At 62.6% G+C, this 23,406-nt stretch carries 21 protein-coding genes and 1 tRNA gene; 8 read left to right on the plus strand and 14 right to left on the minus strand.

What is annotated here, in order from left to right:
* The first annotated feature begins 1 nt into the window (after window position 1).
* The 3 genes from AArcSt11_RS03050 to AArcSt11_RS03060 are packed head-to-tail and all read left to right on the plus strand — an operon-like array spanning window position 2 to window position 3,460.
* On the plus strand, window positions 2–1,555 hold the full coding sequence (locus AArcSt11_RS03050; protein WP_250594503.1) for a phytoene desaturase family protein: 1,554 nt from the start codon (window positions 2–4) through the stop codon (window positions 1,553–1,555).
* Between the two features lie 51 nt (window positions 1,556–1,606).
* Window positions 1,607–2,506, plus strand: coding sequence for an SDR family NAD(P)-dependent oxidoreductase (locus tag AArcSt11_RS03055; protein WP_250594504.1), 900 nt, complete (start codon window positions 1,607–1,609; stop codon window positions 2,504–2,506).
* Between the two features lie 48 nt (window positions 2,507–2,554).
* Window positions 2,555–3,460, plus strand: coding sequence for a DMT family transporter (locus AArcSt11_RS03060; protein WP_250594505.1), 906 nt, complete (start codon window positions 2,555–2,557; stop codon window positions 3,458–3,460).
* 406 nt (window positions 3,461–3,866) lie between these two features.
* Here AArcSt11_RS03060 and AArcSt11_RS03065 read toward each other — a convergent pair.
* Window positions 3,867–3,939 (minus strand) — tRNA-Pro (locus AArcSt11_RS03065).
* 47 nt (window positions 3,940–3,986) lie between these two features.
* Window positions 3,987–4,577, minus strand: coding sequence for a tRNA (pseudouridine(54)-N(1))-methyltransferase TrmY (gene trmY / locus AArcSt11_RS03070; RefSeq protein WP_250594506.1), 591 nt, complete (start codon window positions 4,575–4,577; stop codon window positions 3,987–3,989).
* Between the two features lie 465 nt (window positions 4,578–5,042).
* Between trmY and AArcSt11_RS03075 the strand changes: the two genes are divergently transcribed.
* Window positions 5,043–6,344, plus strand: coding sequence for a tRNA pseudouridine(54/55) synthase Pus10 (locus tag AArcSt11_RS03075; RefSeq protein ID WP_250594507.1), 1,302 nt, complete (start codon window positions 5,043–5,045; stop codon window positions 6,342–6,344).
* Between the two features lie 57 nt (window positions 6,345–6,401).
* Here the strand turns inward: AArcSt11_RS03075 and AArcSt11_RS03080 are convergent, their stop codons facing one another.
* The 9 genes from AArcSt11_RS03080 to ahaH all read right to left on the minus strand — a co-directional run bounded on the left by AArcSt11_RS03080 (window position 6,402) and on the right by ahaH (window position 16,195).
* On the minus strand, window positions 6,402–8,075 hold the full coding sequence (locus AArcSt11_RS03080) for a CARDB domain-containing protein (protein WP_250594508.1): 1,674 nt from the start codon (window positions 8,073–8,075) through the stop codon (window positions 6,402–6,404).
* A gap of 109 nt (window positions 8,076–8,184) precedes the next feature.
* Window positions 8,185–9,600, minus strand: coding sequence for an ATP synthase subunit B (locus AArcSt11_RS03085; RefSeq protein WP_250594510.1), 1,416 nt, complete (start codon window positions 9,598–9,600; stop codon window positions 8,185–8,187).
* Between the two features lie 2 nt (window positions 9,601–9,602).
* The gene (locus AArcSt11_RS03090) at window positions 9,603–11,363 is read right to left on the minus strand and encodes an ATP synthase subunit A (RefSeq protein WP_250594512.1); all 1,761 of its coding nucleotides are present in this window, start codon (window positions 11,361–11,363) and stop codon (window positions 9,603–9,605) included.
* A gap of 3 nt (window positions 11,364–11,366) precedes the next feature.
* The gene (locus AArcSt11_RS03095) at window positions 11,367–11,699 is read right to left on the minus strand and encodes a V-type ATP synthase subunit F (RefSeq protein WP_250594514.1); all 333 of its coding nucleotides are present in this window, start codon (window positions 11,697–11,699) and stop codon (window positions 11,367–11,369) included.
* Window positions 11,696–12,754 (minus strand): V-type ATP synthase subunit C, encoded by a 1,059-nt coding sequence (locus AArcSt11_RS03100; protein WP_250594516.1) that lies wholly within the window; start codon window positions 12,752–12,754, stop codon window positions 11,696–11,698. The genes AArcSt11_RS03095 and AArcSt11_RS03100 overlap by 4 nt, the downstream gene beginning before the upstream one ends.
* On the minus strand, window positions 12,751–13,332 hold the full coding sequence (locus tag AArcSt11_RS03105) for a V-type ATP synthase subunit E (protein WP_250594518.1): 582 nt from the start codon (window positions 13,330–13,332) through the stop codon (window positions 12,751–12,753). The genes AArcSt11_RS03100 and AArcSt11_RS03105 overlap by 4 nt, the downstream gene beginning before the upstream one ends.
* Window positions 13,333–13,357: 25 nt before the next feature.
* On the minus strand, window positions 13,358–13,588 hold the full coding sequence (locus tag AArcSt11_RS03110) for a F0F1 ATP synthase subunit C (RefSeq protein ID WP_250594963.1): 231 nt from the start codon (window positions 13,586–13,588) through the stop codon (window positions 13,358–13,360).
* Between the two features lie 62 nt (window positions 13,589–13,650).
* On the minus strand, window positions 13,651–15,876 hold the full coding sequence (locus AArcSt11_RS03115; RefSeq protein WP_250594520.1) for a V-type ATP synthase subunit I: 2,226 nt from the start codon (window positions 15,874–15,876) through the stop codon (window positions 13,651–13,653).
* Window positions 15,863–16,195, minus strand: coding sequence for an ATP synthase archaeal subunit H (gene ahaH / locus AArcSt11_RS03120; RefSeq protein ID WP_250594522.1), 333 nt, complete (start codon window positions 16,193–16,195; stop codon window positions 15,863–15,865). The genes AArcSt11_RS03115 and ahaH overlap by 14 nt, the downstream gene beginning before the upstream one ends.
* 165 nt (window positions 16,196–16,360) lie before the next feature.
* On the opposite strand from ahaH, the gene AArcSt11_RS03125 reads away from it, so the two are divergent.
* Window positions 16,361–16,987 (plus strand): methyltransferase domain-containing protein, encoded by a 627-nt coding sequence (locus AArcSt11_RS03125; RefSeq protein ID WP_250594524.1) that lies wholly within the window; start codon window positions 16,361–16,363, stop codon window positions 16,985–16,987.
* A 7-nt stretch (window positions 16,988–16,994) separates the two neighbouring features.
* On the opposite strand, the gene AArcSt11_RS03130 is transcribed toward AArcSt11_RS03125, so the two are convergent.
* Window positions 16,995–17,483 carry a type IV pilin domain-containing protein gene (locus tag AArcSt11_RS03130; protein ID WP_250594526.1) on the minus strand — a complete coding sequence of 163 codons (489 nt, stop codon included), beginning with the start codon at window positions 17,481–17,483 and terminating at the stop codon, window positions 16,995–16,997.
* Between the two features lie 44 nt (window positions 17,484–17,527).
* The gene (locus tag AArcSt11_RS03135; RefSeq protein ID WP_250594528.1) at window positions 17,528–18,721 is read right to left on the minus strand and encodes a DUF7096 domain-containing protein; all 1,194 of its coding nucleotides are present in this window, start codon (window positions 18,719–18,721) and stop codon (window positions 17,528–17,530) included.
* A gap of 168 nt (window positions 18,722–18,889) precedes the next feature.
* Between AArcSt11_RS03135 and AArcSt11_RS03140 the strand changes: the two genes are divergently transcribed.
* From AArcSt11_RS03140 to AArcSt11_RS03150, 3 genes are all read left to right on the plus strand, one after another.
* On the plus strand, window positions 18,890–20,104 hold the full coding sequence (locus AArcSt11_RS03140; RefSeq protein WP_250594530.1) for a helix-turn-helix transcriptional regulator: 1,215 nt from the start codon (window positions 18,890–18,892) through the stop codon (window positions 20,102–20,104).
* 66 nt (window positions 20,105–20,170) lie between these two features.
* On the plus strand, window positions 20,171–20,962 hold the full coding sequence (locus tag AArcSt11_RS03145) for an electron transfer flavoprotein subunit beta/FixA family protein (RefSeq protein ID WP_250594532.1): 792 nt from the start codon (window positions 20,171–20,173) through the stop codon (window positions 20,960–20,962).
* Window positions 20,959–21,921, plus strand: a complete 963-nt coding sequence (locus tag AArcSt11_RS03150; RefSeq protein ID WP_250594534.1) for an electron transfer flavoprotein subunit alpha/FixB family protein — start codon at window positions 20,959–20,961, stop codon at window positions 21,919–21,921. Before AArcSt11_RS03145 ends, AArcSt11_RS03150 begins: the two co-directional genes overlap by 4 nt.
* A gap of 194 nt (window positions 21,922–22,115) precedes the next feature.
* Here AArcSt11_RS03150 and AArcSt11_RS03155 read toward each other — a convergent pair whose 3' ends face one another.
* Complete coding sequence (locus AArcSt11_RS03155) at window positions 22,116–23,345, minus strand: FAD-dependent oxidoreductase (RefSeq protein WP_250594536.1); 1,230 nt, start codon at window positions 23,343–23,345, stop codon at window positions 22,116–22,118.
* Between the last annotated feature and the right edge of the window lie 61 nt (window positions 23,346–23,406).

A 23,406-nucleotide genomic window follows, 5' to 3' on the forward strand; every position in this document is an offset into this window, starting at 1 on the left:
TATGAGCAAGACACCATCCACTACGACTTCACTTGCCGGCACTTCGATCGGAATCGTCGGTGCCGGGATCGGCGGCCTCGCCGCGGCGGCGTATCTCGCCCGCGATGGGGCCGACGTGACAGTGTACGAACAGCGCTCGCAGGTCGGCGGCGTCGCCGGCAAGCTCGTCGACGGCGAGTTCCAGTTCGACACCGGGCCATCGTGGTACCTGATGCCGGAGCTGTTCGAGCGCTTTTTCGAGGACTTCGGCCACGACCCCTCGGACTTTTACGAGCTCGAACGCCTCGACCCGAACTACCGGGTGTACTGGAAAGACGGCGACAGCGTCGACGTGCCCGCGGACCCGGATCAGGCCGCCAAGCTGTTCGAGTCCTACGAGCCCGGCGGCAGGGAGGCGTTCGAGCGCTATCTCGACCAGGCCGAGGAGGCCTACGAGATCGGGATGAACCGGTTCGTGCTGGCCAACCGCTGGCGGTTCCGCGACTACGTGTCCGCCGACGTTGCTCGGTCGGGGAAGGGATTGAGCTTCCTCGGTAACATGGACGAACACGTCGCCGAGTACTTCGATCATCCGAAGCTCCAGCAGCTCGTCCAGTACACGCTCGTCTTCCTCGGCGGCTCGCCGTACAACACGCCTGCCCTGTACACCCTGATGAGCCACGTCGATTACGGGCTGGGTGTCTACTACCCGCAGGGCGGGATGTGGTCGTTCATCGAGGCGATTGAATCGGTTGCCCGCGAGCAGGGCGTCGAGATCCGGACCGACACGCCGGTGACCGGGCTCAAGCCGTACGGCAGCGGCGTCACGGTCGAACACCGTGGTGGCCCCACGAGCCACGATCGCGTCGTCAACAACGCGCCACCCGCACATGTCGAGCGTGACCTGCTGCCCGACGGCGCGGCCGGCTCCCGGCCGATCGGCAGGTTGATGGGTGACAGCAACGAGTACTGGGACGGCCGAACCCTCGCCCCCTCGGCCTTTATGCTCTATCTCGGTATCGACGGCGAGCTACCGGAGTTCGAACACCACACGCTCGTCCTTCCGACCGACTGGTCGGGCCACTTCGAGGCGATCTTCGACGAGCCAGGCTGGCCCGATGACCCGGCGTATTACGTCAACGTCCCGTCCAGAACCGATCCCTCCGTCGCCCCCGACGACGCCGAGACGATGGTCGTGCTCGTCCCGATCGCCGCGGAGCTGGCGGACGACCCGGAGCAACGCCAGCAGTACCGCGACGACGTGCTCGACAGCCTCGCGGAACACGCGGACGTCGACCTGCGCGATCGGATTCGCGTCGAGCACACGGCCTGTGTTACCGACTACAAGGTGCAGTTCAACAAGCTCGGCGGGACGGCACTCGGCCTGGCCCACACCCTCGAACAGACCGGCCCCCTGCGTCCGGGGTTCAAAGTACCGGGGGTTGAACGAACCTATTACGTCGGCGGCGACGTCAACCCCGGTATCGGCGTCCCGATGTGTCTGCTGAGCGGCGAGCACGTCGCGGAGGTGGTCCGGGGCGATGTCGCCGATCAGGGCCTGCTTGACGCGGTCTGATCCCGACGACAGGACCGCAGGCTCTTGTTCGTCCGGTCCCTGACACGACTGATGAGTAACCTCCCCGAACGGATCGCGGACGTCGAAGACGCCGACTGTACCGGCATGCAGGCACTCGTTACCGGCTCAACAAGTGGTATCGGTCGTCACGCCGCCCTCGCGCTCGGTCGCCTCGGTGCGGACGTGATCGTGCATGGACGCGATCGACAGGCAGGTGAGGCCGTCGTTGACGAGCTCACCGCCCTCGGCGTGGAGGGACGGTTCGTCGAGGCTGACTTTGCCGACACCGACTCGGTCTGGGAACTCGCAGCCACTGTCCGGGCGGAGACAGAGAGCCTCGACATCCTCGCGAACAACGCGGGTGGGTTCTTCCGAAACAACCGATTGACGGGTCTCGGCGTGGAGTACACCTTCCACGTTAACCATCTCTCCCCGTACCTGCTGACCGCCGAACTGCTCGACCACCTCGCGGCCGACGCCCGTGTCATCACGACGGCATCAGCCGCACATAAGGGGGCATCGCTGGATCTGGACCGGGTATCCGAAGCTGACAGCGGAATGGGCGCGTACAGCCACTCGAAGCTCGCGAACATCCTGTTTTCGACGGAGCTCGCCCGGCGACTCGATGCCGCCGGAGAGGACGTGACCGCCAACAGCTTCCATCCCGGTGCGATTCCAGGGAGCGGGTTCAGTCGCTTTCTCCCAGGTCCACTGCCGGATCTGTTCGCAAAGCTCGACGCAGTACCGGGTGTCACATCGGTCGAGGACGGCGCAGCGGCGCTGGTTAATCTCGCTGTGTCGCCCCGTCTCGACGGGACGTCCGGGCGATATTTTTCAGGGCAGGACGTCACGACGCCATCGAGTGCAGCGAGAAACCGGGATGGCGCAAAGCGGCTCTGGGAGCGAAGCGCCGAGTGGCTCGACGTGGAAGAGCCGCTTTCGGGATACTGAACTGATCGGTTTCGCAAGCTTTTGACCACCACAGCAACCAGCTTTGCTGTGAGCCGATACCGCACCACCCTGTTGTTTCTCACCCTCGCCGCAATCTGGGGAACCGCGTTTATGGCGATCAACGCGGGGCTCGCGTACTTCCCGCCGGTCCTCTTTGCTGCGCTTCGGTTCGATATTGCTGCCCTCGTTATGCTCATGTACGCGGCCTCCGTGGTCGACGATCCGATCCCCCGCGGTCGTCGCGAGTGGGCCGACGTAGCGATCGGCGCGACGCTGATCATCGCTGGGTATCATGCCTTCCTCTTCATCGGCGAGAGCGACCCCGCGGTGACCAGCGCCATCGCCGCCGTCATCGTCGGGCTCTCGCCCGTCCTGACAACGGTCTTTGCCCGTGCGTTTCTCCCCTCGGAACGACTGACGCTCGTCGGGGTCATCGGACTACTGGTCGGCCTGCTCGGCGTGGTCGTCCTTGCCGCTCCCGACCCCGGAAACCTGATCGGGAGCGGGACGACCGCAAAGTTCCTCGTCTTCCTCGCCGCGGCGTCGTTCGCGCTGGGCTCGGTCCTGACACGGGCACTTGACAGCGGGATGCGGATCGAGACGATGGAGGCCTGGTCGATGCTCGTCGGCGCGGCACTGACCCACCTGATCGCCGTTGCACTCGGCGAGTCCCTTTCCGCCATCGTCTGGACGACAGAGGCCGTGCTGGCGCTTGGCTACCTCGCGTTCGTCGCCAGTGGGCTTGGCTTTCTCATCTACTTCGACCTCCTTGACCGACTCGGCCCGATCGAGATCAACCTCGTCTCCTATGTCGCCCCCGTCTTCGCCGCTCTCTCCGGTTGGCTCGTGCTGAACGAGGGACTCACGCTTACGACTATCGTGGGCTTTCTGCTCATCTGTGCCGGGTTCGCAGTTGTGAAGCGTTCGGCGATCCGGGACGAGCTATCGGAGTAGTGAGATGTGGGCCGGCGCGAATTCGTATCACGCCCGAGAACCTGCGTTGCGCGCGCCCGGCCTCATTCGAATTCGCTTGCGTGTATTTTCACCCCGCTATGGACTCCTCGCTATCGCTCGTCGTCGTAGAGTGGGGTGAAAATGGGCCGGCACGAATTCGAATCACACGAGACCTCCGGTCTCGCTTGCTCTCGTTCGCTTCGCTCACGAGAACGCGGTTACGGCCACCCGACGGCGGTAGCTCACCTGTTGAGAATGCGGGAAAAGTGGGCCGGCGCGAATCGCAAATTACGCCCAGACGTGCTCGCTTTGCTGCGCGCGCCTGGCCTCATTCGAATTCGCTTGGATGAACTTCCCCGCATTCCGGACCGCTCGCTACGCTCGCGGTATTGGAATGCGGGAAAAGTGGGCCGGCGCGAATTCGAATCGCGGTTACGGCCACCCGAAGGCCGAAGGATACCAAGCTACCCCACCGGCCCGCACCCGAAAGAAGGGTGGTATCGTTTTTAACGCTTCCGGACTGGTATCAAAACCGCGTGTAGCCGTCGGTGTCGAGGTACTGCTGGACGACGGTGATGGCGTGGTCGGCGTGCAGTCGCTCCGGGCCGAGTCGGACATGCAGGTCGCAGTGCTCAACCAGCAGATCGGCCTCCCACGGCTCGAAATCGTGGTGATCCGAGAGAACGAACACGGGATCGCTCGGCGCGTCGACCTCGACGATCGCATCGCCGTCCTCATGGAGCTGGACAATTGTCCCCCCGATGTCGTCGAGCAGGTCCTCGAATCCCATCCGCCTGAGCGAGACGCCGGGCGAGGTCTCGACGGGGATATGCCCGATCGCTTCTTCGCGTTCTTCGAGGGCCTTGCGGACGAGCGCGGCGGTCGAGCGCTCGTCGGGGTTGAGACGCTGCAGATCGCTCCCCTCGAACGTAACTGTAAATTCGTCCTGCAAGACGAGATGGACGCGGACGTCCTCACGAATGTCGTGGGAGAGAAAGAACGCGGAGTTGACACACCGACAGAGGACGTCGAGGCGACCGGCCCCGCCCGCGAGATCCGAAAGCGCGAAATCCGACTCGATGGGCGCGTCGTGGCCGAGCACGATGAACTGGCGCATACCGGTGATTCGACCAGCGAATAAAAAGGGGCGTCGAATCGTCGACAGACCCGGACAGTAACGGCGCACGCTGGCGGGACTGCCGAGCACCGCGAGGCGTCCCGCCGGAGCCGTGCGAGGGGTGAGGAGCGCAGGAGCAATGCGACGAGCACCGCAACCGGTTGGGGAGGGCGAGGTCCTGTATGGGTGGATCGAAAGGGGCCGGATCGGTCGGCGAGCGAGGCGACGCAAGCACGGGACGTAGTCCCGCGCACAGCGAGCCGCAGCCGGCGAGCGATCCGGGGGCTTTCGTGGTAGTGTTCCCCCGTGATCAAACGATTCCACGAGCGACCCGAGACTGTTCTAGGGAGAGTCATCCAGAACGATTCCAGTACCGAAAACCAATCCAGAAGACGCGACTACCAACTTCCCGACTTCTGGTCGGCTTCCACAAGCTAGTTACCCCCGCTCCGACTGGATACGGGTATGACGGTACTCGACGACGCCCGCGCGCTTCTGGAGACGGGACCGCTCTGTGACGCCTGTCTCGGGCGACCCTTCTCGGATCGGAGCTTCGGGCTGACCAACGACGAGCGCGGCCGGGCGCTCCGAACCGCGATCGCGCTGGAAGACGACGATGATTACGAGCCCACGCCACCCGAGGACTGCTGGGTCTGTGAGGGGTTCTGTGGCGAGTACGACGAGTGGGCCGAGCGCGTCGCCCAGGCGGTCGAAGACATCCACTTCGAGACGTATCAGGTCGGGACGCGCACCCCACCGCTAATCGAGGAAAACGACGTCTTGCTGCGGGAAGACGCCGGACTCGACGCGGATGCGGGCGAGCTGTTCAAATCCGAGTTCAACCGCGAGGTCGGCAAGCGCGTTGGGCAGAAGACCGACACGATGGTCGACTTCGAGCGGCCCGACGTGCTGGCCCTGCTCAACCTCGAACGCGACGGCGACGTCGAGATCCAGGTCAACCCGGCCTTTGTCTACGGCCGGTACCGCAAGCTCGAACGCGACATTCCCCAGACCGAGTGGCCCTGCCGGGAGTGTGGCGGCAGCGGGAAGGATCTCGGTCCCGAGGGCGAGATCGACTGCGACCACTGCGGCGGTAGCGGCTACCTCTACGACGACAGCGTCGAGGGATACGTCGCACCGCACGTCCGCGAGGCCATGGAGGGCGAGGACGCCGTCTTCCACGGCGCTGGCCGCGAGGACGTCGACGCGCTGATGCTCGAGCGCGGTCGGCCGTTCGTCGCGGAGGTCAAAGAGCCCGGCTTCCGGAGCCCAGATGTCGAGGCGCTTGAAGCACAGATCAACGAGGAAGCGGAGGGATCGGTCGAGGTCGAGGGGCTTCGCCTCGCGACCCACGAGATGGTCGAGCGCGTCAAGGAACTGGAAGCGAGCAAGACCTATCGGATGGACGTCGAGTTCGCTGAACCGGTCGAGAATGGCGAGTTCGAAGCCGCCCTCGACGAACTGGAGGGGGCGACGATCGAGCAGTACACGCCCGAGCGGGTCGACCACCGCCGAGCAAGTCTCACGCGCACGCGAGAGGTCTACGAGGTCGAGGGAGAACTGCTCGACGACCGTCACGCTGACATCGAACTCCACGGTGCGGGCGGGCTCTACGTCAAGGAACTGGTCAGCAGTGATAATGGTCGAACCGAGCCGAGTCTTTCGGGGATCCTCGGCGTCGACGCCGAAGTGACGGCGCTGGACGTGCTGGATGTCGAAGGCGAGGAAGAGGCGTTCGAGCAGGCGGAGTTCTTCCGCGAGAGCTAGCTCGATAACCAAACTTTCGGTATAGTGTCGCCGATATCGTTTCGCTACGTTTGAATCTTAGTCGCAGTTCAGATCGATTTCTTGATTTTGGTCAGTGAGTTCTCCCGTACAGGTGGAAGTAGTGCCAGTATCATCCTGAACGATCACCTCTACCGGCAGTGGATTTCCATTATTCACTTTGGTGCTGTCAAAGCCACTGAACGAATATGTACCCTCAAAGTTCACTTCCGGACCCTGTTCTTCATCAGATTCTCCGCCGTGTTTTACCACGAACTCCACTTCGTAGTCAGTATTACCCGGGTTATCCACTTCGACATTGAAATCAACATTATCAACTTCGTTGGGGTGAACATCGTTGGATTCAGCACTGACGCTCTCTACCTCAACCGGGGTTTCCGATTCGTCTTCTGTGACCGTCACATCCGTCATATCGCTGTCGTCCTCACTGGCCACGGTCGCCATGTAATCGCCCGCGTCACCGTTGCTGGTAGACCACGTGAGCGTCACCGTTTCAGTCTCGCCAGCGTCGACATCGACCGATTGGCTGTCCTTTTGCTCACCGTCGATCTCCAGTGCGATCGTCTGGTCGCCGTCTTCCGACCCGGTATTCTCGATATCGGCAGTCACTGTGAGCTCCTCGTCCTCTTCGACCGGGCTGTTCGTGCCGGTGATGTCGACCTCGAAATTCACTGGATCACCCGCCCCGTCGCTTTCTACCTCGACACCAGTGTCGTCGCTGGCGTCCTCACTGGCCACGATCGCCGTGTAATCGCCCGTGTCACCGTCGCTGGTAGACCACCTGAGCGTCACCGTTTCAGTCTCGCCATCGTCGACATCGACCGATTCGCTGTCGCGCTGCTCACCGCCGACATCCAGAGTAATCGTCTGATCTCCGTTTTCGGAGCCGGTGTTGGTAATTTCCGCGGTCACGTCGAGGTCCTCACCCTCCTCGACCGGACTGTTCGTGGTGTCGATCGAGACCTCGAAGTTGGTACCGCCGGCACCACCCGAGACCGTGACGGCTTCCGTAACGCCATCGTCGTCGCTGGCGACACGCACATCGATCTCCGGTGTATCACTTCCATCAGTGGTGTACGAGAACGTGTCGCTATGGGTGTCACCTTCGTCGAGGGTCAGATCGTCCTCCGTCCCTTCGACCGTCCCGTCGATGCGGAATTCGATGTCCTGTGTCCCTTCGTCGCTGCGGGTGTTTTCCACTGTGTACTCGACCTTGACGGTATCTCTGGCGTCGACATCGTTGTCATAGTCGTCGATCGAGACCGCAAAGTAGGTTCCACCGGACAGGTCTGTACGCACGGTATGACTGCTAAACGTGCTTGAGCTACCTCCTCCGGAGTTCCAGATGACGGAGACCGAATCTCCCTGATCGATCGGCTGGCCGTTACACTCATCGAACTCCACCTCGTCGCTCGTTTCGATCGTCCCCGATCCATCCCAGACTCCCGTACACTCTACGCCGCCAACGTAGACCTCGACCTGGTCTTCCGGGACGTTAGTGCCCCGGTCGGCGATTAGGGTTACATTCCCGTCCGGCGATTCGATCGCTTTGAATTCACCGTGCGGTGAGGGCTCCGCCGGGTTTGCAGCGAGTGCAAAGCCACCGATGACAGCCATGATCGTCACAAAAATCGCGATCATCAGGACGACGCCGATTACGGGTGATACGGCCCGTTTGTCGGCCGGCAACGATGGGAAGATTGTAGGAGTCATACAGGTTGCGCGTTGGCTACATATAGCATCGAACATATATATCGGTCACGTATCAAATCCCCGGAGACAGAACATATAACAAACCGAAGACGGCGTGAAAATATACTGCCTAGTCGGCGGTCGTCTCGACGAGTTCGGAGTCGTCCTCGCGGTAGTGCTCCTCGATGAGGTCCTCGTCGATGCGGTTCAGCGCCTCTTTCGGGAGCATCGAGAGCAGATCCCAGCCGAGTTCGAGCGTCTCCTCGATCGATCGGCTGTTGTCGTAGCCCTGCTCGACGAACTCGGCCTCGAAGCGATCGGCAAAGTCGAGGAACTTGTTGTCCCGTTCGCTGAGCGCCTCGCGCCCGACGATGTTCACCAGATCGCGCAGGTCCTCACCCTCGGCGTAGGCAGCGTACATCTGGTCGGAGACGTCGCCGTGGTCACCGCGGGTCAGTCCCTCGCCGATCCCGTCGTCCATCAGCCGGGAGAGGCTCGGCAGGACGTTGATCGGCGGTTTGATACCCTGGCTGTTGAGGTCCCGATCGATGTAGATCTGGCCCTCCGTAATGTATCCCGTCAGGTCCGGGATTGGGTGGGTGTCGTCGTCGCCGGGCATCGTGAGGATCGGAATCTGGGTGACCGAGCCCTCGCGGCCTTCGATTCGCCCGGCACGCTCGTAGAGCTGTGCCAGGTCGGTGTACATGTACCCGGGGTAGCCACGCCGGCCCGGGACCTCCTCACGTGCGGCACCGATCTCTCGCAGTGCCTCACAGTAGTTGGTCATGTCGGTCAGGATCACCAGCACGTGGTAATCCTTCTCGAAGGCGAGATACTCGGCGGTGGTAAGCGCGAGTCGCGGCGTGACGGTCCGCTCGACTGCGGGGTCGTCCGCGAGGTTCATGAAGACGACAGAGCGTTCCAGCGCGCCGGTGCGCTCGAAGTCGTCCATGAACTCGTTTGCCTCCTCCTGGGTGATCCCCATCGCGCCGAAGATTACCGCGAACTCCGAGCCCTCACCGTCGCCCTCCTCTTCTTCCGGCACGGACGCCTGCCGTGCGATCTGGAGTGCGAGATCGTTGTGTGGTAGGCCCGAACCCGAGAAGATCGGCAGCTTCTGGCCGCGAACCAGCGTGTTCATGCCGTCGATGGCCGAAACGCCGGTCTGGATGAACTCCTCGGGATACTCGCGGGCGTAGGGGTTGATCGCCTCGCCGACGATGTCGATCCGGTCGTCCGGGACGATCTCCGGCCCGCCGTCGATTGGGTTCCCGGAGCCGTCGAGCACCCGTCCGAGCAGGTCCTCAGTGACGGGCATCTTCATGGTCTCGCCGAGGAACCGAACGGAGGACTTGCGGTCGATCCCTTCGGTCCCCTCGAAGACCTGAATCGCGACGAGCCCCTGGCTCGATTCCAGAATCTGTCCGCGCTTGGTGTCGCCGGATGGCGTCTCGATCTCGACGATCTCGTCGTAGCCGATCGGCTCGTCGACCTCGGCGAACACCAGCGGACCGCTGATCTCAGTGATTGTCTGATACTCTTTCATTGTTAGTACAGCTCCCGCAGCTGTGTTGCGATGTCGTCTTCCAGGTCGCTGATAAACTGTTCGTACTCCTCGGCGACGCCCATCCGGTTCAGCTGGGGCGCAGCGTCGATGTCCTGGATCTCCTCGACCGGCACACCGGCATCAAGGGCGTCGAACGACTCGTCGTTGAACGTCTTGATCGCCTGGAGCATCCGGTAGGTCTTGTTCGGCTCGCAGTAGGTGTCCACGTCGTGGAACGCGTTCTGCTGGAGCCACGACTCACGCAGGTAGCGCGCGACCTCGAGGGTCAACTGCTGGTCCTCCGGCAGGGCGTCCTTCCCGACCAGCTGGACGATCTCCTGGAGCTCCGTCTCCTCGTCGAGGACGTCGATCGCCCACTGGCGGATCTCCGGGTAGTCCTCGGCGACGTTCTCTCTGTACCACGGATCGAGCTGATCACGATAGAGCGAGTACGACTCGTTCCAGTTGATCGAGGGGAAGTGACGCCGTTCCGCGAGGTCGGCGTCGAGTGCCCAGAACGTCTTGACGATCCGCAGCGTGTTCTGGGTGACCGGCTCGGAGAAGTCACCGCCTGGTGGCGAGACTGCACCGATCGCCGACACCGATCCCTCGGTCCCGTTGATGTTCTCGAAGTAGCCGGCTCGCTCGTAGAACTGTGCGAGGCGGGCGGCGAGATAGGCCGGATACCCCTCCTCGCCGGGCATCTCCTCCAGTCGCGAGGAGATCTCGCGCATGGCCTCTGCCCACCGCGAGGTGGAGTCGGCCATCAGCGCGACGTCATAGCCCATGTCGCGGAAGAACTCCGCGATCGTGATCCCGGTGTAGATACAGGATTCGCGGGCTGCGACGGGCATGTTCGAGGTGTTCGCGATGAGACAGGTTCGGCTCATCAGCGGCTTCCCGGTAACCGGGTCTTCCAGTTCGGGGAAGTCCTCGATCACTTCGGTCATCTCGTTGCCGCGTTCGCCACAGCCGACGTAGACGACGATGTCCGCGTCGGCCCACTTGGCGAGCTGGTGCTGGGTCACGGTCTTGCCCGACCCGAACGGACCGGGAATCGCCGCGGTCCCACCCTTCGCGATCGGGAACAGCCCATCGAGAATGCGCTGTCCCGAGACCAGCGGGGTCGTCGGCGTCTGCTTCTCGGCGGCCGGACGCTGCTTGCGGACCGGCCACTCCTGGTGCATCTGGATCTCCTCGCCGCTGTCGAGTTCGGCGACTGTCTCCTCGACGGTGAACTCGCCGGACTCGATCGAGACGACCTCGCCACCCTCGTAATCGGGGGGCACCATTACCTTGTGTTCGATACTCTCGGTCTCGGGGACGGTGCCGATGATGTCGCTGGCGGCGACCTCGTCGCCCTCCTCGACAGTCGGCGTGAACTCCCACTTTTTCTCCAGGTCGATCCCCGGGGCGTCGACCCCACGGTCGAGGAACGCACCCATCTTCCCCTCCAGCACGTCGAGGGGGCGCTGGACGCCGTCGTAGATGGAGTCCAGCATACCCGGGCCGAGGTCCACGCTCAGTGGTTCGCCCGTGTTCTCGACGGGTTCGCCGGGTCCGACACCCGACGTTTCCTCGTATACCTGGATCGTCGTGACGTTGCCTTCGATCTCGATGACCTCGCCCATCAGCCCTTCCTCGCCGACGTAGACCACGTCGTTCATCCGGGCGTCGAGGTCGGTCGCCGTCACGACAGGGCCGCTCACGCTGTCGATGACACCGTCCTCCTGGATAGTGTCCGTGTCTGTTGCTTTACTCATGATTTAGCTCTCTTCTTCTTCGTCCATCAGGTCGATCCCGATGGCTCGTTTGATCTGGTCGCGCAGTCCGCCGCTCCCGGCTCCGCCGCCGAGGGTCACGACCACCGGTTCGACGCTCGTCTCGACGTCCTGTCGCACCGCTCGCGACAGGTGATCGAGATCGTCGTCGTGCATGACGACGATGCCGATGTCCTCGTCGTCGAGCACTGCGGTTACCGCGTCGTCGAGGTCGTCGTCTTTGTTCTCGTCGGCGACGTTGTGGAACTCGCGAACGCCCGCGAGCCGGAAGCCGGTGGTGAACTCCGGACTGCCGACGACTGCGATCTCCTGGCTCATAGTATCACCAGCTCCTCTTCGATTTCTGCCTCGTCGAGGCCGACTTCTCGTCCGCGTGCGATCGCACGGATGTTCTCGACTTCCCGTTCCTTGGCGAGAATGTACGACATCACCGCCGTGATCGAAACCGGGTAGATCGTCGACAGGCGATCCGTGTACTCGAGCAGCGCCGCGTCGAGCGCGTGCTCGAACTGAATCAGGCTGTCCGCGTCTTCCAGCTCGTCCAGCGCGCGCGAGAGGTCGTCGCCGTACTTGCTCTCACGGATGTGCGTGATCAGCTGGTCGGTATCGGCGACCAGCGATCGAAGCTCCCGTGGTGTAAACAGGCGACCCCCCTCGATGAAGTACGAGGCAGGATCGAGATCGGCGCCGCTGCGGGCCAGTCTGAGCGCATTCCGCGCGTTCAGGAAGTCGATCTCGGCCTGCAGGAACTCGACGTACCGGGCTTTCGGCCCTTCGGCGAGTCGGTCGGTCGACAGGTCATCGAGCAGATGTGTGTAAAACTCGCGGTCGACCGCGTTCTCCAGCGGCACGAGCACGCCGTTTTGCTCGAACTCCTCCAGAGCATCCTCCAACGCGTCACCGTACAGCGTCTCTTCGAGTTGTTCGACGACCGACTCGAGGCTATCGGCCTCAGCGAGCCTGTCGAGCAGTGACTCGTCGAGTTCGCCGGCCCGGATCAGGTCCGATTGAATGGCCTCCGGGGACGCCTCGGAGTAGACACCACGGATGATCGTCTTGATATTCCAGGTGTCGTACTTGCGCAGATAGCGCCCGATCAGATCGTTCAACTGCCCCTCCGACCAGTCCAGCAGGTCGTGGAAGTGTTTCGCGAGATTCCGGTTCAGCGCGTACTCGATCAGATCCGTTCCGCTGTAGCGCGCGCCGAGCGCGTTGATCTCCGTCTCGTACTCGGTCTCTTCCATGAACCGCGCGATACCGCCGGGACCCATCCGGACCAGCTTCCGGTAGTCCTCGTCGGCCAGCAGCGCCGCTCGTCGAGCACGGATGCGGGCGTTGACGTACTCGGGATTCGATGCGCCGAGATAGCTCATTGGTCGAACAGCCGTGCGCTGATGTCTCGAAGGTTATCCTCCCAGACGTCCTCCAGCACGGAATCGAAGGTGTTGTTCACGCGGATGTTCGAGGAGTCGCTTTCGAGGACGACGCCACCGAGGCAGTCGTACTCGCCCGCGAACTCGAAGCCGTCGTACTCCGCGACGATCGACGTAAGTAGCTCCTCGTCGTCGGCACGGCCGTACACCTCGACGTCGGCATCGTCGTCGAACTCGACTGCAGCCGCATCGAGGAGTGCCGTCGTCAGTTCCTCGCGTTCGTCCGTCTCGAGGGAGGTCAGTTCGTCCTCGACCGTATCGTAGACGGATTCGAGGGTGTCACGGCGCGCCTCGAGGCGCTGTTGTTTCGCTTCGAGTTTGGCGCTGGAGAGACGCTGTTCTCGCTCCTGTTCGATCTGTTTTTCGACCTCCGCCTCGGCCTCCGTGAGGATCTCCTCCTTTTCGGCTTCGGCCTCGGCGACGATCTCGTCGGCACGCTCGTCGGCGTCGGAGCGGATCTCCTCCGCACGCGCGCGGGCCTCGTCTCGAATGTCCTCAACTACCGTTTCTAAACTCATGGTTGGAAATAGAGGATGGTCGCGTCTACAGCACCAGGATGAAGACGACCAGTGCGAAGATCACGAGCGTCTCCGGCAGTACTGTAATGACCAGCGATTTACCGAACAGGTCCTCGTCTTCGGCGATCGCACCGATGGCGGCGGACCCGATACCTCGCTCCGCATACCCGGATGCCAGCGCGGCGAGGCCCACGGCGATCGCGGCCGCAGCCTGCGCGTAGCCATCCGCGAGGTTCGCTGCGGTATCCGGACTCATTGCTTCGAGAAGCGTTGCGTTCTCTGCCAGTGTCGTTAGTAGTTCAATTGCCATGTATGTAATCAGTCTTGTGTCGTGTGGTTTCGATCGTAACCGAACGGTTCATATCTCTCCCCGCCGCCTTCATAAAACTTCTGAAAGAACTCGACATACTCGAGGCGGACCATCTGAATGCCTGCGGACGTGATACCGAGCAGCAGGACAAAGAAGTGTCCGACAGCGAATACGAGTATGGCGATCGGCAGGACGAGTAGGAACGGTACTGCGTCGATGTGGAGTAGGCCGACGAAGCCGGTCTCCATCGTGCTGAGGTCTTCGGTCGGTAGTCCGAACATCTCGGTACCGTCGTCGATGTACTGACCGAAGACCAACACGTTCACTGCGAACGCCATGCCACCCTTCGCGAGCAACACAGCCGGGATTCGCAGGAACGAGAGGGTGTGTCCGAACAGGTTCGCGAACACTTCGACGAGTCCGAGTAGCCCTTCGCCGAGTCCGATCCCGACGAGGCCGACAACGAACAGACCGAGCCCAGCGAGTCCCACGATTTCGGGTAGGCCGGTGATCGCCGGAAGGATCGGCAGTCCCGGATCGACCAGGGCTGCATTCTCCCCGACGAGGAAATCGGGTTTCGCGTCCGCCAGATGCATCGAGAACACCCACGCGAAGAAGCCGTTGAGCGCGACGACCCACGAGAGGTTCTCGAGGGCGGCCTCTTTGACGCCGTGATTGAGGTCGTTGACGAAGCCGATGATCCAGCCGGCACTCAGCATCGCGATGCCGAACAGCACGGCGACCACGAGCCAGAGGTCGACGTACGCGACGTAGGCTTCGTCTAACCCCTTCGAGATGATCCCCGCCAGCGGGAGGTTGATCCCGACATCCGACATATGTACGCCGAACACGTCGTCGTACAGGTAGCCAAACAGCACGGTGAACACACCTGACCAGATCGCGATCGCCCCCATCGCCTGCATCGCCATCGAGTCGTATCGGAGCAGGGCATAGCCCATGACACCGTAGAGGATCCCGTACCCGATGTCACCGATCATGAACCCGAACGCGAACGGGAAGGTCAGGAACACCAGCACCGTCGGATCAAGCTCGCTGTAACTCGGTCGGCTGACCGTGTTGACGAGCATCTCGAACGGCTCAGTAATGTCGGGGTTGTCCTGGACGACCGGCGGCGCGTCGTTCATCATCGCGACGCCGCCACCTGCCGCTGCCGCGCTGCCCGTAGAGTGGCCGCCGTCGGTTGCTGCTTTTGGCGGCGCTTCCTCTTCGTCTGGCTGCGCTGTTGCCGATTCCTCGTCGTCGTGATCGACTTCCTCGGCGTGGGTCGCGTGGCCGTGATCGTCGTACTCCGCGACGACGAGCTCCTCGATTTCGAGGCTGTCACCGACCGCATCTCGCAGTTCGGACTCGAACTCGTCGTATCGATCCGTAGGGATCCACCCCTCGGCGATGAACGCTCGTTTCGACGTCGCGAACTGCAGCGGCGCTTCCGAGCGCTGGACGTCGATCGAGAGCTTCTCCTCGGCCGCCAGCAGGAAGCCGCCGACCTCCTCTCGAAGCTCGTCGATCTCGGTCTGGATCTGATCGCGCTGTGCCTGTAGCTCCCGTTTTTGCTCGCGAAGCTCCGCGAGGAACTCCTCGGGCGCACGGTCGCTTTCCGGCACCTCGTAAGTCGAGAACTCGACGCCGACCAGGGCGTCGTCGATGACGTGTTCGGCACCGTCTGCGGGATGGGCAAACACCGCAACGACATCATCGCCAGTGAACGTCTCGTAGGCATCGACGCTCTCCTCGTCGTCGAGCGCCGCCTCGATCTCGTCGACGTTCCCCTGACCGATCCGCACTTCCAGGGAGTCGTAGCCGCCAAGAAGATCCAGCTCGATTCCGAGATCGACAAACGGTTCGATCGAGCCGATCCGTTCGTCGACGGTACGGAGCTCGTCCCGAATCTCGTCTCGGCGGTCATCGAGGGCGTTTACGTCCTCGCGGATCCCCGGCAGTTCGTCGTCGATCTCCTCGCGTGTGACGATCCGGCTCGGGCCGGCATCGTCGTTTTCGATGTCGAGGATGCTCTCGAGCGCACGGACAGTGACGAGCTTCTCGGAGGCCTGTTCGGAGCCCTCGATCGGGTCTCCGTTGTCAAAGCCCTCCCAGGAGCCGTCGTAGTCACTCAGGTGCACCAGATTCATCCCGTGGACGGTCTCGATGACTGGCTCCATCACTGATCGGGAGCCCGCCACCGACACCTTGCTCATCTGCTCAGGTCTGAGCATGCACCGCCTCCTCGAAAAGGTCGAGGACGAACTCGACAGCGTCGTCTTCGCGCTCGCTCGCCTCTGCGGCGAGACGCTCACGCTTCTGGCGACCCTCTTCAAGGATTGCCTCCCGTTCGTCCTCTATCTCCTCGCGTGCGTCAGCGAGGCGCTGTTCTTTCAGCTCTCGTGCCTCGGCCTCCGCCTCCTCGCGGATCTCCGCGGCACGCTCACGGGCGTCGGCGATACGGTCGTCCCGCTCCGCCTCGGCCTCGGCAACGATCTCGTCAGCTTCGTCTTCAGCCGTCTGAATTTGGTCAAGGACCTCTGGCCTCGGCATATCTTTTGGCAGGCGGATGTTTGCGAAGGAGCCTATAAGGTAGTTGCGAAACTGAATCCACTCATTTATTGGGGATTGATATCGTCCAATTCGACTCGAAGCCACGGTGTACGAGCGGGCGTGGAACGGTCAGGATTATGATTGTCCAGTTCTAACTCGCGGTCAATGGGTGTTCTCGAAGACAAACGACGTGCACGGGTATTCTACAAGTACCTCTCGCAGGTATACGATCAGATCAACCCGTTCATCTGGAACGAAGCGATGCGAACCGAAGCGATCGGCCTGCTCGATATCGATGACGACGATCGCGTCCTCGATGTCGGTTGTGGTACCGGCTTCGCCACCGAAGGTCTGCTCGAAGAGACGGAGACCGTCTACGGTATCGACCAGAGCGTCCACCAGCTAGAGAAGGCGTGGGCCAAACTCGGTAAACACGACCCGGTACAGTTCTCCCGCGGTGATGCCGAGCGTCTGCCCTTCAAAACCAATAGTTTCGACGTGCTCTGGTCGTCCGGCTCCATTGAGTACTGGCCGAACCCGGTCAACGCCCTGCGGGAGTTCCGCCGCGTGGTCAAACCCGGCGGCCAGGTGCTCGTCGTCGGGCCGAACAATCCCCGAAACTCGGTGATGCAGCGGGTTGCCGATGCGATCATGCTGTTTTACGACGCCGACGAGGCCGACGAGATGTTCGAGCGCGCGGGCTACGAGGAGTTCGATCATTATCTGATGGGTCCCTCACACAAGCCCGACATCGCAATCACGACCGTTGCAACGGTCCCTGACGACGAATAACAGCGACTCACCGGGCAGTTACCGTCGTTTCTGCGAGCACGTGGTCGCCGTAGACGAGCGTCAGCCCTACGCGATCGCCGCCCTCGATTCCGGCTGGGTCGTTCGTCGACGCGATCCGGACTGTCCCAGTCTCGCCTGCCGTCCACTCGCTGTCAGTTTCCGGGTTGAACGGTCCCGTCGGACCCGGAACGAATCCGTGAGCAGAAAAGAACGGGATCGGCGGCTGTTTGTCCAGCTCGGTGCCGTTGACAGCGATCTGCAGGGAGAGCGCTGATGGATCGAGCGCGCCCCCTCGGACGTGACGCACGGTGACTGTGTTCGTTGTCGGCTCAGCACTTGCGTCGACGACGACAGTCGGTCTGGGATCGGGGGACTCAGCGGTGATCAGTCCGCCAGCAGCGATGCCAGCGAGTAGTATCGTGAGCGCGACCAGTAACACGACGCCGATGACCGGCGACACGCCACGGTCTCTCGCTCGTCCCCCGATACGCACCATGTCGACTCATCGCCGCGGTTCCCATTATAAATGTGTGGGTGCGATCAGGAGCTCGGATCCCGGACCGTAATCGAGATCTCGCCTTCGTCAGTCGTCGCCGTCACGTCAACGTCACCTTCGGGCGCGAGCACCCACGCAGTCCCGTCCTCGCCGGTCTCGACCGGGTGTTGCCCCTCGACTGTGATACTCGCATCCATCGGGTCCTCGGACTCCGGTTCGGTTACTTCGACCCAGACGGGCCCGCCGTCCGTGACGCGATTGCTGGAAATAGTCGCGTTCTCGTTCGTCCGGCTGACCGTGCTCGTCGTCGGGAGTGATTCGACGTCGAGCGTGTGGTACTCCATCACGACATCCTGAGTAGTCGCGTCAATATACGACATCGACTGTCCGCGTGGATGATCGAGGCTGAGTCCGATCAGCCAGTCGTAGCCGCTGATCCCGAACTCGAACAGGTTCGCGTAGATCCATGGGTACAGTTCGGGGCCACGGTCATCAAGCTCGGTGAGGCTATCGAACGTCCCCGGCTCGTCGGGGGCGAACCGATCGAACTGGACTCCTTCACGCACGTACGTTCCGTTCTCGAGGGTGCTCAGAACCAGCCGGTCCTCCGCCGCGGACAGCAGGATTGGCTCCGTCCGGTCCGCATCGCCGTATGTCGCGTCGAGCGCATCCTGACGGATCGGGCTATCGAACCGGTCGAGCTCCCCGCGAACGTTACGAACGCTCACCGAAATCCGGGGGTCGGTCGCACTGAGTTCTTCGATCGTGTCGGCTGTATTGCTGAGCGTCCGGGCCTCTTCGCTCAACTCGGCGAGGTCGCGTAGCAGTGTGTCGCTGTCGATTTCGCCGGCTCTGTACTCCGCAGCGATCGCCGCCTCGCGCTCGTGCAGTGCGATCGTTCGCTCACCGACTTCCTCTCGGTACGCTTCGAGCAGCGACTCCTTTTCCTCGGGTGAGTCGACGTTCTGGAACTCGCGTTCGAGCGCGCCCAGTTCAATTCGGTTCTCGAACTCCGTATCGCCCATCGAAAGTGCGCTTCCAAGATCGGGTCCCTTCGTCGTCGTCTCGGCAGTCGAATCCGCCCCGGTCGTTACCCAGGAGATCTCGTCCGGCGTTTCCTGTTCCGTGCTGTCGAGAGAGGACGCCGTGCCGCCGGCCGGTGTTGGGCCGACCGCTGCCGTCACCGGGGCCGTGACGACGAGGAGGGCGACGAACACGGTCGCGAGGATACGCGTCATTACCGGAGATGTATGCGACTCCTATATAAAAGTTCGCGGATCACCGCGGTGAACCGGTCCAGAGAGCACCCTGATGAAACACCACGAGCGGGCGTGAGATCATTTATAACCCGTGGAGACGTTTTATTTATGAAAAGCGTTTTCTACCGGGAGATAACACGAATCTATATGCGGATACCTGCCGCCCTGCTGGTCGTTTCCCTCACGTGTGCCCTCCTCGCAGTCGCAGCTGGCGGTGTCGTAGCCGCGCCCAACGACCGATCCGTAGCCCTTGACGGGAGTGCGGCATCGGAGAGCCTTCAGACAGTCCAGGAGACGGATGACGTAAACGAGTCGGTCCGACAGACCCTTCAGATCCAGCTTACCGGTGACGGTCATGCCGAGTGGACGGTGACGACCGAGTACGAACTCGAAGACGAAGGGGATCAGGAGGCGTTCGAGCAACTGGTCGAAGATCTCCGGGATGGCGATGACGATGATGTCGGATATTCGGCCGATACGTTCCGTCCGTACGCTACGGAGGCGTCCGCGGCGACCGGCCGCGACATGGAGATACGTGACGAGACGTGGGATGGGACGGTCGAAGACGACACCGGAACCCTCCGTCTGTCGTTTACGTGGACGAACTTCGCTGCGGTCGACGGTGACCGGACCGAACTGGGTGATGTCTTCCAGACCACCGACGACGAAACATGGCTCCCGGATCTGAACGACGAACAGCGACTCATCATCATTGCGCCCGACGGCTACGCAGTCGATGGATTCAGCCTCGATACGCCACCCGACGACGGGTTCGAGGACCGGACTGCCCAGTGGACTGGTCCGGTGACGTTCGGGGCAAACGACATCCGGATCACCTACGTCCAGACTGGTGGATCGCAGCCGCCGGGCACCGGTAGTAACGGTCTCTCGTCGATGGCGCTGATCGGCGGTGGCGTCGGCGTGTTGTTGCTCGTGGCGCTCGTAGCTGCGGTTCTGCTGGTCAACCGTCCGGAAAAACGGGATCAGGTCGAGAGCGCACTTCCGGGTGCGGTTACCGGAATCGGGAGTCAGGACGAGGAGAGTGTCGCTGACCTGCCACCCAACGAGGAATCGAAACAGGCCGGTGAGGAGCCAGTCATGACCGATAGCAGTGACGACGCAACCGAGGAGGAGGTCGACCCCGAGCTCCTCAGCGACGAGGAGCGCGTACTCCGGCTTATCGAACAGAACGGCGGGCGGATGAAACAGGCCAATATCGTCACCGAGACCGGCTGGTCAAACGCGAAAGTCTCACAGTTGTTGTCGGCGATGGACGAGGAAGACCGGATCAACAAGCTCCGAATCGGTCGCGAGAATCTGATTAGCCTTCCCGACCAGGATCCTGCAGACCCCGAACCCTGATCAACCGGAAGCGACGGATTTCAGGTTTCAAAAAGGTTTAGCGACTGCCGGGTGCAATAGATAATTATGAAGGTTCTGGTAACAGTCAAGGAAGTCGTCACAGTCGGTGACGAGTTCGAGATCAGCGGCACCGAAATTGCCGAGCAGTACCGGGAATACGACCTCAACGAGTGGGACAACTACGCGGTCGAGGAGGCCGTCCAGATCAGTGAATCGGAAGAGGACATCGAGGTTGTTACGGCGACGATCGGGCCGGAGCGCAGCGACGAAACGATCCGCATGGCGCTTGCGAAAGGTGCGGATCGCGCGCTTCGCATCTGGGACGACGACCTCGAAGCGGCCGAAACCCTCGACGTCGAAGCGAAAGCCGAAATCCTCTCGGCTGTTGTCGAGGCAGAGGATCCCGATCTCGTGCTCACCGGCGTCCAGGCCGAGGACGACGCCTTCGGTGGGACTGGCGTCGCGCTCGCCGAACGCGTCGGCTACGAATGGGCGGCGGTCGTCAACGACCTCGATTTCGACGCCGACGCGGGGGTAGCATCGGTTCGCCGCGAACTCGAAGGTGGCGTCGAGGAGCTGACCGACGTCGACCTCCCCGCTGTGCTGACGATCCAGACGGGGATCAACGAGCCACGCTACGCGAGTCTGCGCGGGATCCGGCAGGCCCAGTCCAAACCCCTCGACGTTCGGACACTGGCCGACCTCGACGTCGACGCGTCGGTGACCGACAGCGCGCTCGATGTCACGGAGATGTACGTTCCCGAAACTGACAGCGACGTCGAGCTGATCGAAGGCAGTGCGGACGAAAGCGCCGGGCGGTTGGCTGACGTCCTTCGCGAGAAGGGGGTGGCAGAATGAGCGACGTACTCGCCGTCGCGGAACACCGCCGCGGCGACCTCCGGGACGTGAGCCTCGAACTGATCACGGCAGGCCGCGAACTCGCCGACGGGACTGGCGGCAACCTGCACGTCGCCGTCATCGGTGGGGACGTCGACGCGTTCGCCGACGAACTGAACCGCGAGGGCGTCGACCGCGTGCTCACCGTCGCCGAGGGCGAGGAGTTCAACCACGGCGTCTACACGCAGGCCGTCGCAGCGCTGTACGACGAGGTCGCGCCACAGTTCCTTCTGTTGCCCAACACGGTCAACGGACTCGATTACGCCCCCGCCGTGGCGACACGCCTCGGTCTTCCCTACGTCCCCGACGCGGTCGGTCTCGACGTCGACGCCGACCGCCTCGTGGCAACCCGGGAGATGTACGGCTCGAAGGTTGCGACGACCAACGAGGTCGATGCAAGCGGCGGTGTTACGGTCAGTGTCCGGGACGCCGAGTGGCCGCCAACCGAAGCGGCGGGTGACGCCGTGATCGAGTCAGTCGACGTCGAGATCGACGAGAGTACGATCCGCTCGACGGTAAAAGGCTTCGAGGAGGTCGGTGCGGGCGACGTCGATATCAGCGAGGCGGACCTCCTGGTCTCGGTCGGTCGCGGGATCGAAGAAGAGGAGAACCTCGAACTGATCGAGGAGCTCGCGGAGACGCTCGACGCCACGATCTCGGCGTCCCGGCCGATTATCGATAACGGCTGGCTCCCGAAGAACCGGCAGGTCGGCCAGTCGGGCAAGGTCGTCATGCCCGATGTCTACCTCGCCGTCGGTATCTCCGGGGCGGTCCAGCACGTCGCCGGAATGAAGGGCGCGGAGACGATTATCGCCATCAACACCGACCCGAACGCGCCGATTTTCGACCTCGCGGACTACGGGATCGTCGGCGACCTCTTCGAGGTCGTACCGGCACTGACCGAGGAGTTCGGCGGGTAACGCCGCTTTAGCCCCCGTTTTCTTCGCTTCGATTTTTGTAGCAATACGCTTCGAAAGCTGTAGTAATAGACTTCGAGTTTTGTAGCAATACGCTTCAATAATTGTAGTACAGGAGAGACAGGCCCTACTGGTGGCCGACGGTTTCGTTGGTCGTCAACGGGCCCTCGATCGTCGATATCGGGACGAAGGAGCGGTTACTGCGCGCGTCCGACCACGTCGGCGTCGGCGGGGCCGTCGATATCGAACTCCTCGACCAGCGCGTCTAGCGTTGCCGGATCGTCGTGGGCGTACAGCTGCTCGTCGGCGGTTCGGCAGGGCTCGTCGACGCCGAGGCGCTCGGCAATCGCGTCGGCCGCGGCTTCGGCCATCATCCTGTGGGTCGTTAGTTTTCCGCCGACGACGCTGGTAAAGCCGCCGACACCGTCGCGCTCGTCGTGATCGAGGACGAAGAACCCACGGGAGATCCCACGTGCACCGCCGGTTTCGGCTTCCTCGGGAGCGTACAGCGGGCGGACCCCCCAGTAGGTTCGCGTTTCGGGTGCGTCGGCCGCGGGCGGGAAGATCGCAGCACACTCCTCGATGGTGCGTTCTACCTCCCAGTCGGCCTCCTCGTACTCGTCCGGATCGTCGACTTCGACACTCGTTGTCCCAAGAATCACCTCGTCGGCGTGCGGGATGACGATGTCGCCGTCGTCGGGATCCCGGGCCCGGTTGAGGACCGTGCCGAGTCCCTCGTACTCCTGGCAGATCATGACGCCACGTGTCGGTTTCATCTCGACGTCGACGCCAGCCATGTCGCCCAGCTGTCCAGCCCACGCTCCGGTCGCGTTGACCACGTGGTCGGCGTGGATCTTCCCGACGTCGTGATCGACCGCCGCACCGATCACCCGCTCGTCGTCTTTGAGCAGGTCGGTCACGGGGGCGTCGGGAAGGATCGTCGCACCGTGCTCGCGGGCGTCAGCCGCCGTCGCCGCGACGAGTCGCGACGGGTAGATCACGCCGTCCGGAACTTCCATCACTTCAGCGACATCGTCGGCCAGATCCGGTACTGCTTCGCGAGCCTGCTCGACCGGGATCCGTTCGGCCGGGATCTCGTAGTCGAGACAGGCCTCGTACTTTTCCTCGAAGTAGTCGGGATCGTCGTCTTCGAGCCGAATGAAGTACCCACCCGTATCTCGGATGCAGGCCCCGGCGATCTCCCGCAGGATCTCGTTTTCCACGATACACTCGCGTGCGCCCGCCTCGTCGGCCTCGGCGTAGCGCGCACCGCTGTGTAACAGGCCGTGTGATCGGCCGGTCGTTCCGATCCCGAGTCCTCCCCGGTCGACGAGTGTCACATCCACGCCGCGCATCGCCAGATCGCGTGCAATTCCAGTGCCGGTTCCCCCACCGCCGACGACGAGTACGTCGGTACTGTGCATCACGCGTACTAGGGACGGAGCGGACTTTATACGCACGGTGCGTGCGGTGAGCAACCGCTACCGA

The organism is Natranaeroarchaeum aerophilus (assembly GCF_023638055.1).
In the GTDB taxonomy this organism is placed as follows: domain Archaea; phylum Halobacteriota; class Halobacteria; order Halobacteriales; family Natronoarchaeaceae; genus Natranaeroarchaeum; species Natranaeroarchaeum aerophilum.